Origin of the sequence: Moorena bouillonii PNG (genome assembly GCF_001942495.1) — a bacterium.
Classification (GTDB): domain Bacteria; phylum Cyanobacteriota; class Cyanobacteriia; order Cyanobacteriales; family Coleofasciculaceae; genus Moorena; species Moorena bouillonii.
Genome location: NZ_MKZS01000001.1, coordinates 4,715,018 through 4,727,000, shown reverse-complemented (window position 1 = coordinate 4,727,000; position 11,983 = coordinate 4,715,018). Strand labels below are relative to the sequence as shown.

Annotated in this window: 8 protein-coding genes and 2 pseudogenes; 5 read left to right on the top strand and 5 right to left on the bottom strand. The window is 42.0% G+C overall.

Features of this window, described 5'->3' with window-relative positions; genetic code table 11:
- On the top strand, positions 1 to 1,517 hold a 1,517-nt coding region (locus tag BJP37_RS39560), incomplete at its 5' end, for a HEAT repeat domain-containing protein (protein ID WP_198954109.1).
- A gap of 191 nt (positions 1,518 to 1,708) precedes the next feature.
- Here BJP37_RS39560 and BJP37_RS19155 read toward each other — a convergent pair.
- The 5 genes and pseudogenes from BJP37_RS19155 to BJP37_RS19135 form a co-directional block, all read right to left on the bottom strand.
- The gene (locus BJP37_RS19155; RefSeq protein WP_075901127.1) at positions 1,709 to 2,419 is read right to left on the bottom strand and encodes a hypothetical protein; all 711 of its coding nucleotides are present in this window, start codon (positions 2,417 to 2,419) and stop codon (positions 1,709 to 1,711) included.
- A 143-nt stretch (positions 2,420 to 2,562) separates the two neighbouring features.
- Entirely contained in the window at positions 2,563 to 2,769 is a 207-nt protein-coding gene (locus BJP37_RS19150; protein ID WP_075901125.1) for a hypothetical protein, read from the bottom strand.
- A 431-nt stretch (positions 2,770 to 3,200) separates the two neighbouring features.
- Positions 3,201 to 3,401 carry a hypothetical protein gene (locus tag BJP37_RS19145; RefSeq protein ID WP_075901123.1) on the bottom strand — a complete coding sequence of 67 codons (201 nt, stop codon included), beginning with the start codon at positions 3,399 to 3,401 and terminating at the stop codon, positions 3,201 to 3,203.
- Positions 3,402 to 3,909: 508 nt separating this feature from the next.
- Positions 3,910 to 5,301 carry a cytochrome P450 gene (locus tag BJP37_RS19140; protein ID WP_075901121.1) on the bottom strand — a complete coding sequence of 464 codons (1,392 nt, stop codon included), beginning with the start codon at positions 5,299 to 5,301 and terminating at the stop codon, positions 3,910 to 3,912.
- Positions 5,302 to 5,564: 263 nt separating this feature from the next.
- Positions 5,565 to 6,705, bottom strand: a pseudogene (locus tag BJP37_RS19135) (CobW family GTP-binding protein).
- Positions 6,706 to 6,993: 288 nt separating this feature from the next.
- On the opposite strand from BJP37_RS19135, the pseudogene BJP37_RS19130 reads away from it, so the two are divergent.
- From BJP37_RS19130 to BJP37_RS19115, 4 genes and pseudogenes are all read left to right on the top strand, one after another.
- Positions 6,994 to 8,240 (top strand): annotated as a pseudogene (locus BJP37_RS19130) (RNA-guided endonuclease InsQ/TnpB family protein).
- A gap of 97 nt (positions 8,241 to 8,337) precedes the next feature.
- Complete coding sequence (cysS, locus tag BJP37_RS19125; RefSeq protein ID WP_075901117.1) at positions 8,338 to 9,813, top strand: cysteine--tRNA ligase; 1,476 nt, start codon at positions 8,338 to 8,340, stop codon at positions 9,811 to 9,813.
- Between the two features lie 437 nt (positions 9,814 to 10,250).
- On the top strand, positions 10,251 to 10,793 hold the full coding sequence (locus BJP37_RS19120; protein ID WP_075901115.1) for a dihydrofolate reductase family protein: 543 nt from the start codon (positions 10,251 to 10,253) through the stop codon (positions 10,791 to 10,793).
- A gap of 258 nt (positions 10,794 to 11,051) precedes the next feature.
- On the top strand, positions 11,052 to 11,873 hold the full coding sequence (locus BJP37_RS19115) for a pentapeptide repeat-containing protein (protein ID WP_075901113.1): 822 nt from the start codon (positions 11,052 to 11,054) through the stop codon (positions 11,871 to 11,873).
- The last annotated feature ends 110 nt before the right edge of the window (positions 11,874 to 11,983 follow it).

Here is an 11,983-nt window from a genome sequence, read left to right as displayed (position 1 = left end):
ATGACCACTTTGATTTGCGTATTTGTGCGGCAGATGCTCTGGGAAAAATCGGGACAGAAGCCACCATCGACCCCTTAATTAAATTGCTGGATGATCACGACAAGTATGTGCGTAGTAGTGCGGCAGAAGCTCTGGGAAAAATCGGCACAGAAGCCGCTATAGACCCCTTAATTAAATTGCTGGATGATCACGACTTATCTGTGCGTAGGAGTGCGGCAGAAGCTCTGGGAAAAATCGGGACAGAAGCTACTATAGACCCCTTAATTAAATTGCTGGATGATGACCACTATGATGTGCGTATTCGTGCGGTAGATGCTCTGGGAAAAATCGCGACAGAAGCCACTATTCCTAAACTGATTAATCTCCTGAAAAAAGAAGAATTGGCAGCAACTAATAATAAACATACTGTTCAGGAAATCATGAACGCTATTAAAGCCATTCAAGAGCGCTGCCAATTGTACAACTCAATCGATAATCCCAAACCAATTCCCAAACTGATTGCCACTCAAACCATGTACATCCTCCACCTCTCGGATCTCCACATCACCACCCCTGAGCAAGCTACCCTTTGGTCAAACCAACTCGCCCAAGACCTAATCCAAGACCTTGACATCCCTAACCTTGATGCTCTTATCATCTCCGGTGATATCGCGAATTATTCCACTCCAGAGGAATACCAGGCTGCACAACAGTTTCTCGACAACCTCCGCCAAGACTTTTCCCTAGACTCGAAGCAAATTGTTCTAGTTCCCGGTAACCATGACCTCAATTGGAAACTAGCAAAGCGGGGTTATCAGTTATTAGATCTCGAAGACTACGATGGTGAATTCAAAGAGGGTTACTATATCGAAGAAAGCCCACGGGTGATTCGAGTCCGAGATGAAGCCAAATACCAACAACGCTTTGCCCACTTCAGCCAATTCTATGAGGCTATCAAAGCTCAACCCTATCCCCTCGACTATGACCAGCAAGCCATTATCGACTATTTCCCAGACCAAAACTTGCTGATCCTAGGACTAAACTCCGCTTGGGAACTGGATCACCACTTCAGAGACCGTGCTAGCATCCACTCAGGTGCTCTCAGCAATGCTCTGACCGAAATTCGCCGTAACCGAGACTACGGCAACTGCCTGAAACTAGCGGTTTGGCACCATCCCCTGAATAGTGCTGGAAGCGATAGGATTACCGACCAAGCATTCATCCAACAACTAGCCGTTGCTGGATTCCGCTTCTTCCTCCACGGACACATCCACAAAGCCGAAACCAGCCTTTTCCGTTACGACCTCAGTCCAACTGGGCGCAAACTCGACCAAATTGGTGCTGGCACCTTTGGCGCACCCACCCAAGAACTCATACCCGGTTATCCTTGGCAATATAATCTACTGAAAGTAAAGGATAATCAGCTCACTGTCTACACTCGCCGTCGGGAAGAAATCAATGGTGCTTGGAAACCTGATTCACGGTGGACTCAGGGTGCGGGAGTTGGTGCTTTGGATTATTATTCGATTGAGTTGTAGGGAGTAGGGAGTAGGGAGTAGGGAGTAGGGATTGAGCGCAGTTTTGCCTATTGATCTATAGCGGTTTTTAGCCTAATGAGGTACACATAATTTTTGCCCTGTTCCCTCTTCTGTCTTCCCTATTCCCTGTTCCCTGTTCCCTGTTCCCTAAAACCAGAAACTCTGTACTCACCCAATTGAAAACTACTGTATTAAAGCTTAGCTAATTCAGCTAGATAATCCCTAACTAACAATTCTATTATAAATGGATCTAAATTGCTATGGTGAAATTTTATAGCTAAAGGCACCGTTAATGTTTGCTGATTTTCGTAGTAGGTTCGCTTTCCAAAGTAGAAAAAACTCTGGGTATTTCCACGACCTGTATGGAGAGCAAAACTTAAAAAATCCAAGCCAGGAAGATTACCAACAAATTGACCCAGTTGGTAAGCATAGGAGATATCTCTATTATTAGACCATATAGGATTAGCGAAAATACTGTCTTTGGTATTTTTGTATAGTTCTGAAAATTCAAGCCATCCTAATTTTGTGGCATTATTGATGATTATTGGTAAAAATCGAGCTTCGCCTCCCACTGCTGTCGGACAAAATAATGGTGGGTTATTAATTTGATACCATTTCTGGTTAATAAATCTCCACCAAAAAGAAGGATGATCTTTCAGGGCTTTAAGTAATTTCCAGATTAAGAAACACGTAAAGGTGGAATAGTCATTTTTGAAATTATCGTTATAATTAGTTTCGGCATCGGTTAAGTCTAATCGTAGGGTAATATCTAAATACGGATTTACTACCTTTGTTTCATCAATAAAAAAGTCTAGTGCCCAGCCGACATAACTATTTTTGTATTGATCAGTATCTAAGGGTATAGCATCGTATTTGTCTAAATAGTAATTTAAATGGTCCATGATTTACAGCGGTTTGCAATTGGGTGAAGTACAAATTCTTGGGTTTTAGGGAACAGGGAACAGGGAACAGGGAACAGGGAACAGGGAATAGGGAAAAAATCCTTTGTACCTCATTGCTATGATAAACGCTATATCATTTAAGGCTAATAGTATTTTAGTAAAGTCAAGCTATCTGCCCATTCGCGCACACGGTTATGATCTACTGAGGAACCATTACGACGATAAGCTTCCAGGGCTAATATACTTTGCTGAACCATTTCCTCTTCAGTGAGAGCTTGGAAATTTAATGCTGAGTCTATCTCTCCGTAATCAAAGGATTCTTCTGTTATTTGGTTGGATTGATTGGTCATTAATTTTTTTAAATCTTCTAAGTTACTAGATGTAATTATAGCGTTTATTGCAGTTATGAGGTACAATTATAAACTTCAAAGTCCCCCTTATTAAGGGGGATTTAGGGGGATCGCTTTGTACCTCATAAGTCGTAGAATTGCTATATAGCGTTGATCATTGCTATCAGCTACACATGATTTTTACCTTCTTCCCTTTTCCCTACTCCCTGCTCCCTGCTCCCTGCTCCCTTTTACAAAGTGTTGAATTTAGTAAAACAAGTAAGGAAAAGAAAAAAATAGCCGTAGAAATACTATCCACGGCTATTTAAAATCCACAATAAGTCAGTTGAAATCGCGATGTCACTAACTTCCCAATTCTAACCCGATGTGATGATTTGATTGGCCAAAGGTTACTTGGCCAAGGGGGGAAACCCCCCCAGAAAGTTAAGGTGTTATGGCAACAGCCAATACTTGGTTATGGTAGTCATCACTTCCCCGGGAACATCAGTTTGCTCCAGAGGGGTCCATTCAGCAATCTCCGCATAGCCTAGGGAATAAAGCATCTGCATGCTATAGATTACTGCTTCACGAGAACCTTTTAAGACGTGGTGAGCAGGTTGTTTTTTGAAATTTCGGGAAAATTTTTGTGACATCACTCAAAAATCTAACTCATCGGGTTTACAATGATTATTGTAATGATTATAAATTAAATTGTCAAGGCTTTTAAAAAAGTTTTTTTTGGTAGTTTTAGGGGGAATAAAAAAACAGCGATAGTCTGAAATATACGCTAACAAAATGCTTTTTTTAAAACTAGTAAAGTGGTTTGCAATTCAGTTAAGGATTTCAAGACTTAAGGGAATCGGGAATCGGGAATCGGGAATCGGGAATCGGGAATCGGGAATCGGGAATCGGGAATCGGGAATCGGGATAAATGGGGTTCATTGGATTGAAAGACTGAGCCGATGTTGAGGTAATATCCTATTAATGTAAATTTTGATAGCGGTTTTTAGCATAATGAGGTACACAGTATTTTTTCCCTGCTCCCTGCTCCCTGTTCCCTGTTCCCTATTCCCTGTTCCCTGTTCCCTGTTCCCTGCTCCCTGCTCCCTGCTCCCTAAAACCCAAATATTTGTACCTCACAAGTCGTATAATTGCTATAGCTTAATGTCTTTTCCGCACTCTAACGTTAATGCCATATTTAGGACGTAGAGAAAATCTGGGGTCTATTTCTATGGATTGATTAGGAACTAATTCAATGTTAAAGGTTTGGATGATAGCTGCTAAGATTAGTGTAGATTCCATCAGAGCTAAATTTTTGCCAATACAGATGTGTTGACCTGCACCAAAGGGAAAAAAGGCAAATTTAGGTCTTTGCTTCACTTTTTCAGGTAGAAATCGGTCAGGGTCGAACTGTTCTGGATTATCCCAAAAATCAGGATGGCGAAAAATGAAGTATTGAGCAATAGTGAAAATGGTACCTTTGGGAATAAAATATCCTTGAATTTCATCATCGCTTAAGGCAACTCTCGGTAGCCCTAAACCGATTGGGCAAAGACGTGACGACTCATCAAATACGCGACGAGTGTATTCCAGTTGGAACAAATTCTCAACCCTAGGGTAATTTCCATTTAAAACGGTTTGTACTTCATCCTGCATCTGAGCCATAGCATCAGGATGGGTTCCGATTAGATACCATGTCCAAGCTAATGCAGTAGCTGTGGTTTCATGTCCCGCATTAATTAACGTAATTACTTCGTCTTGAAGTTCGCGATCGCTCATCCCGATTCCAGTCTCTTCATCTTGAGCAGCTAGAAGCATTGACAGCAAATCATTTTGCTCTGAGGGATGTTCACGACGGTACTGGATAATGTCTAAAACGAGGCGGTCGAGTGTTTGTTTTGCTTTACGGAATTCAATATTTCTGGGGGTAGGCATCCATACAGGTAGTGCCAGGGGGCTATTCATTCGGTAATAAACATATTCCAAACCTGTTCGCAAAGACTGCCCTAGTTTATCTGTCTTACTACTGATATCAATACTGAATAGGGTGGAACTGACAATTTTTAAGGTAAGCCGTGACATTTCGGCTGCAATATCAATAATCTCGCCTTCTGGCTTTTCCGACCATTCACGCAAAAGTGATTCTACACAATCAAGGATTACATTATGAAGTTTAACCAATTGCTTTTGATGAAATGCTGGCTGCATTAAGCGTCGCTGTCGAAGCCAAACCTCTCCTTCACTGCTAAAAAGTCCTTGCCCCTGAAGTAAATTCATGGATTTGAGAAATAGATCTGGCTTTCCATATCCTTCCTGATGGCTAGACAAAATATGTTCTGCATGATCTGGATGGCTCGCCAAATTTAAACTTAATCCTGGCATGATTGGCAGGCGTACTAAATCTCCGTATTCCTGCCACATATGCCCAAAATATTCAATTGGCTGATGCTGAAGTTTAGAAAGTTGAAACAGTAAATATCCTTTTGGTCCTGGTGGTAAATTAAATTTACTTTTTCTAGCAGCTTTAATTGAGGGGATTGGAGATTGAGGCATAAAATGTCTATCCATTTTCAACCAACTAACCTTCAACCTTGGCCTTTGGCCACGCTACGCGAACAACCAACTAACCTTCAACCTTAAACCAACTAACCTTCAACCTTAAACCAACTAACCTTCAACCTTGGCCTTTGGCCACGCTACGCGAACAACCAACTAACCTTCAACCTTGGCCTTTGGCCACGCTACGCGAACAACCAACTAACCTTCAACCTTGGCCTTTGGCCACGCTACGCGAACAACCAACTAACCTTCAACCATTACTTACCAAATCCCCGTCCCTGTATTGGTAGACTCTGAAGAGATACACTGGTTTAATTCCTCACGTAATGTATCATGATCTAAATCTTGTCCAATCAGCACTAATTGATTTTTTGGTTCACCTTTCCACTCATCATCTTCAATAGAGAAACGCTTACCACTGAGGTGGAATATGTGACGGTGAGGACTTTGATCAAACCAGAGAATTCCCTTAGCGCGGAACACATTAGAGGGTAACTTATTGTCTAGGAAATCCTGAAACTTCCGAAGCCCTAGGGGCTTGTCACTCTCGAAAGAAAGGGAAGTGAATCCGTCAATTTGTAGGTGATCGGAGTGATAGTGATGAGCGTGATCATGGTCATGATGGTGATCATGGTCATGATCATGGTGGTGATCATGGTCATGATGGTGATCATCACCACCATGATCATGGTCATGATCATGGTGGTGATGATCATGATCTGATGTTTTGCTGTCGAAATACTTATCAGACTCAAAGAGACCAACACTGAGAATTAAAGGAATTGGCACTTGGGCTTTAGTAGTTCTCAAAATCCTAGCATCAGTTTTCATATCTCTGATCCGGGTTTCCAATTGGTCTACATTGGCTTCATCTACCAAGTCAGTCTTGTTGATGATAATAATATCCCCATAAGCAATCTGACTACTTGCCGCGTCACTATTAAATAGATCGAGACTAAAGTTTTCTGAATCTACCATAGTGACAATAGAATCGAGACGAGTCATATCTCGCAATTCTGTGCCCAAAAAGCTTAGCGCCACTGGTAAGGGGTCAGCTAATCCGGTGGTTTCCACCACTAAATAATCCAGCTTGTCTGGATGCTCCAATACCTTGTAAACTGCTTCAATTAAATCATCATTAATGGTGCAGCAGATACAGCCATTATTCAGGGCGATCATATTATCATCAGTATTGATAATCAGCTCATTATCAATACCAATTTCACCAAACTCATTAACAAGGACCGCTGTTTTGACGCCTTCTTGATTACTTAAGATATGGTTAAGGAGGGTGGTTTTGCCGCTACCCAGGAAACCGGTAATAATGGTAACGGGTAAGCCTTGTTTCGGAGCTTCCATCCCTTGACCAGATGGGGAATCAGTCGGTAAAGTTTGCATAAGGCAACTTGTGAAAACAGTTGAGAATCAAGATATACCAAGATATCGTATTTTATCTAAAACAGCAATTCATCTCCCGCTAACCCTACGGGTATAACGGGAGACGGGGCTTATAAAGTGCGGACGCAGGTGACCCACACAGCCCCTCATGAATTGCTAGGTGCGCTTTCCGTTCGCCAAAGGCGACGCGGGGCGCGTTCGGCGAATTAAATTCGCCACGGGTCGCACCTCCACTTGACATTTTACACAGAATAGATTAAAATGTGAATGTATATTAAAGAGTAAATAATGGTCGAAAAAGCTTACCGTTACCGTTTCTATCCAACCCCTGAACAGGAAACTATGTTGAGGAGAACTCTAGGATGTGTAAGACTTGTTTACAACAAAGCTTTAGATGCTAGGACTTCAGGTTGGTACAAACGCTCCCGACGGATAAGCTACAAGGAAACTTCCTTAATGTTGACAGAATGGAAAAAACAGGATGACTTGTTTTTTTTGAATGACGTTAGTTCGGTTCCTCTTCAGCAAGGATTAAGACATTTACAAACCGCTTTTACTAATTTTTTTGCCGGTCGAGCTAAGTATCCTAACTTCAAGAAAAAACGTAATGGTGGGAGTGCAGAATTTACTAAGTCAGCATTCAAATGGAAAGATGGTCAAGTCTATCTTGCCAAATGCAAAGAACCTTTAGCGATTCGTTGGAGTCGTCAGTTACCTGCAAACTGCACTCCAAGTATTGTTACAGTTAGCTTAGACCCATCTGATCGGTGGCAGATATCAATTAGGTTTGATGACCATAGAGATTTGAGCTTACCGACCACAGACAAACAAGTTGGCTTGGACTTAGGAGTTACCAGCCTGATCACAACAAGCGACGGAGATAAAATTGCTAATCCCAAACATTTTAAAAAGCTCAAGAAAAAGCTAGCTAAATACCAAAAAGCTTTGTCACGAAAACAAAAAGGTTCTAACAATCGTTACAAAGCCAGGTTAAAGGTGGCCAGGGTGCATGCACAAATCAAAGACGCTAGACGAGATTTTACCCACAAGCTAACTACTCAACTGGTCAGAGAAAACCAATTGATTGCGTTTGAAGATTTAGCTGTGAAAAATCTGGTCAAAAATCACAAAGTAGCTCAAGTTATCAGTGAGGCCAACTGGGCGGAAATAATTCGTCAGATTAAGTACAAGTCTCAATGGTATAATAGAGAAGCCATTGCCATTGATAAGTGGTTTCCTAGTAGCAAACTGTGTTCTGTGTGCCTAAATCGTTTTGAGTCTTTACCTTTGAATATTCGGGAATGGGATTGCCCATCCTGCAATGCTCACCACGTTCGCGTAGCGTAGCCCTTCGGGCTAATCGTGATATCAATGCATCAATTAACATTTTGGCGGCAGGACTTGCCGTGTCAGTCTGCGGAGCGACCGTAAGACCCGTTCGCGTAGCGTCGCCTACGGCGAAAGAGAGTAAATCTCGGAAGGCTGGTGCGAAAAACTCCCCCAAGGGGAGAAGGAAACAGAAACCTAAGTCGTGAGTCTTAGGAATCCCTAGTTATAATCTATGATTTAACCAGGGAGGATGTCAAAAGTATATCTATAGCCCACTGTTGGTGATTTTACCTTTTCTTTGTCATGACCCTACACCTTTACAATACCTTAACCCGCCGCAAGGAATCCTTTGAGCCATTGGAAACTGGTAAAGTCCGGATGTACTGCTGCGGCATTACGGCGTATGACTTTTGCCACTTGGGTCATGCTAGAACTTGTATTGTCTGGGATACTGCTCGTCGCTACTTACAATGGCGGGGCTATGATGTGAATTATGTCCAAAATTTTACAGATATTGATGATAAAATCCTGAACCGAGCGCGAAGGGAAGGCACCTCTATGGAGGCAGTATCTGAACGCTTCATTGATGCCTATTTTGAAGATATGGCAAGGCTGAATGTCAAAGAGGCTAATGCTTACCCCCGCGCGACTGATAGCTTAGATGGAATCAAGCGACTGGTGTGTGAGTTGGAAAAAAAGGGCTATGCTTACGAAGCGGATGGGGATGTGTACTATTCAGTGCGTCGGTTTGATGACTACGGCAAACTCTCTGGCCGCAAGTTAGAGGATTTGCAAGCAGGAGCCAGTGGACGGGTAGATGTAGCAGACTCCACTGAGCCTAAGAAGAAAGACCCGTTTGATTTTGCGCTTTGGAAAAGCGCTAAGCCAGAGGAACCCTGCTGGGAATCCCCTTGGGGAGCAGGTCGTCCAGGTTGGCATATTGAATGCTCGGCGATGGTGCGAGATATGCTGGGGGAAACGATTGATATTCATACTGGTGGCTCTGACTTGGTTTTCCCCCACCACGAAAATGAAATTGCTCAATCGGAAGCTATAACTGGTAAAAGCCTAGCCCGTTATTGGTTACACAATGGCATGGTCAAGGTGGATGGAGAGAAAATGTCTAAGTCTCTAGGCAACTTTACTACTATCCGAGAGTTACTCGACCGTCCTGTTGACCCGATGGCAGTGCGCTTATTTGTGTTAATGGCGCAATACCGTAAACCAGTAGATTTTACGGATGATGCGATCGCATCTGCTACCAATGGCTGGCAAACTCTCAAAGAGGGCTTGCTTTTTGGACATAACTATGGTAAAGAATTAGGGTGGGATAACCAGTCCCCCACACCCACACCCTCAAACCCCCTACAGGGAGAAAAAACTATAGCGCAACAGTTCCAAGAAGCCGTAGATGACGACTTAAACTTTGCTGGAGGCTTAGCGGTATTGTTTGAAGTGGCCAAAGGGTTACGCCGGGAAGGCAATATCCTTGTACATCAGGGTAAAACAGAGACTCCTGCTTCAGAACTAGAGCAGCAATGGCGTAGTCTCGTGGAATTAGCCGAGGTATTAGGGTTAGAAGCACAACCAGAAGCAGAAACTGAAGTTTCTACTGATGGATTGAGTGATGGGGAAATAGAGGCACTGATTCAGCAGCGAGCTGAAGCACGGAAAACCAAGAACTTTGAATTAAGCGATCGCATTCGCGATGACTTGCAAGCTCAAGGGATTACGTTGATTGACCAGGGTGGTGGTGTTACCACATGGCATCGCAATTAAGGCTGAATTGTGAAGACGGCAGCCGAATTGTGAAGGTTTTCGGCTGAATTGTGAAGACTGTCGGTTGAATTGTGAAGGTTGTCCAGAATGTAGAATTTAGAATGTAGAATTTAGAATTCCAAATTCGTAAGCATATGGGCGTAGCGCATTAGCTGTTCGCGAAGCGTGGCCAAAGGCCTTTACCTGAATACTTACCAAATTTAGCGATCGCAAACCCTGAAAGCTTTATTAAATCTGGGCTTGACCCTGATCAAAATGAAGATAAAAAAACAACACACTGTTTAAACCCTGACTCTGTTTGGATTTGATGGGATTTGGGCTACAGCTCCTAAAACTATCTTTGTGATAAATCCGGGAGCTACTTTTGCCGTATCTGGTTAGAACCTGCAATACTTATAGTTATCAGGATTAATTTTGACAATTACGAAGAAAATCCAATGACAAATTATGTTTATATAGCAACAAGCTTAGATGGATTTATCGCTACAAGTGATGGCGGATTAGATTGGCTAGACGAAATACCTAACCCGGAACAAAGTGATTATGGATATGCTGAGTTTATGAAAAGCATAGATGCCATAGTGATAGGAATAAAAACCTTTGATAAAGTTTTAAGTTTTGGTCAATGGGTTTATCATAAACCCGTTTTTTTATTAAGCAATAGCTTAACGAAACTTCCAGAACAAAATTTTGATAAAGCAGAAATTGTTCGTGGAGATATAAAAAAAATAATTAATCAGTTGAATCAAAAGGGATATACAAATCTTTACATAGATGGAGGTAGAGTAATACAAAGTTTTCTTCAAGAAGACCTTGTTGATGAAATGATTATTACTCGCGTTCCAATTCTTTTGGGAAAAGGCGTTCCTTTATTTGGGACGCTAGAACAACATCTTAAATTCCGACACAAAAAAACTGAAATATATAATGATACTTTGGTCAAAAGTTACTATATAATAGACACAAATGTTGAATTATAATTACAAATATATACAAATAGCATTTACTTTGATAAAATAGAAGCTAATCAAAAAAATAACCTGTTGCTTCAAGGATATAAAACTTGACACAAATTGTTAAAAAAAATAAATAAAAATCACCTACCGATGATTATCCAGTCCTCAATAGTTTCCTGTAGCGTCTCTATTGGTGCGCGTTCACGCTTGTCGGTAAACCCGACCGGGGAGATAACAGATAACCTGGTTTGTTAACTTGCTACGGATTCTGCCATTAGTCCAATGAAACTTAGACAATCGTTTATCTGGGGAATTTCCTTGGGAGTGATTGCCCTTTTGGGAATTACTTGGCTGATTATCAATCGAGACAATCCTCTTAAGCAGTTACGGGAAACAAAAAATTGTCAAAACTGTAATTTAGCAGGGCTAGAACTTTCCAGATATGATTTAAAAGAAGCGAATCTGGAAAAGGCTAATTTAGAAGGAGCTAACTTAGCGGGATCGAATCTAGAAAAGGCTAATTTGGTAGGGGTCAACTTAGAAGGGGCTAACTTAGAAAACGCTAACCTGGAAAAAGCTAATCTCAGTGGGGCTAATCTCCGTAGAGCTAACCTGAAAAAAGCTGACCTTCTTTGGAGCAACCTAACAGAAGCTAACTTAGAACAAGCTAATCTCCAAGAAGCCCAGTTATCATATCTTTCCGCCAAAGCAATTAAGCTCGAAAGAGCTAACCTCAGGGAAGCTAATTTATCAAAAGCCAATATGGTCGGGATTAATCTCAGTGGAGTTAACCTGGAGAAAGCCAATCTCCAAGAAGCAAAACTGGCTGATCTGAATACAAGTGCTTCATTGCCATTCGATCACTATTTAATAAGTGCCAATCTCAGGGGGGCTAACTTGATGGGAGCCAATCTTGAACGGGCGGACTTGAGGGGAATTGACTTCTCCGATGCCAACCTCTCCGACGCTAGCCTCAAGGGAGCACAACTAGACTATACTTTAGAGCTTACTGATTGGGGTTATCCCAACAAAGTTTACCGTGCCAACCTCAAGGGGGCGAACTTAAGCAATACCATCATGCCCGATGGTAGTATCCATCAATAGGGATACTCTTATATCAATTCAGGTTGAATACCTATAATTACAGGGAGGGTGGGGAGATGGGGAGATGGGGAGATGGGGAGATGGGTGCGATTCGTTGGCTATAAACCTTG

What these genes read in the sequence shown, in the direction of transcription:
- BJP37_RS19155 (WP_075901127.1), bottom strand. Translation starts at nt 2,419, where the DNA reads ATGGACCATTTAAATTACTATTTAGACAAATACGATGCTATACCCTTA.
- BJP37_RS19150 (WP_075901125.1), bottom strand. Translation starts at nt 2,769, where the DNA reads ATGACCAATCAATCCAACCAAATAACAGAAGAATCCTTTGATTACGGA.
- BJP37_RS19145 (WP_075901123.1), bottom strand. Translation starts at nt 3,401, where the DNA reads ATGTCACAAAAATTTTCCCGAAATTTCAAAAAACAACCTGCTCACCAC.
- BJP37_RS19140 (WP_075901121.1), bottom strand. Translation starts at nt 5,301, where the DNA reads ATGCCTCAATCTCCAATCCCCTCAATTAAAGCTGCTAGAAAAAGTAAA.
- cysS (WP_075901117.1), top strand. Translation starts at nt 8,338, where the DNA reads ATGACCCTACACCTTTACAATACCTTAACCCGCCGCAAGGAATCCTTT.
- BJP37_RS19120 (WP_075901115.1), top strand. Translation starts at nt 10,251, where the DNA reads ATGACAAATTATGTTTATATAGCAACAAGCTTAGATGGATTTATCGCT.
- BJP37_RS19115 (WP_075901113.1), top strand. Translation starts at nt 11,052, where the DNA reads ATGAAACTTAGACAATCGTTTATCTGGGGAATTTCCTTGGGAGTGATT.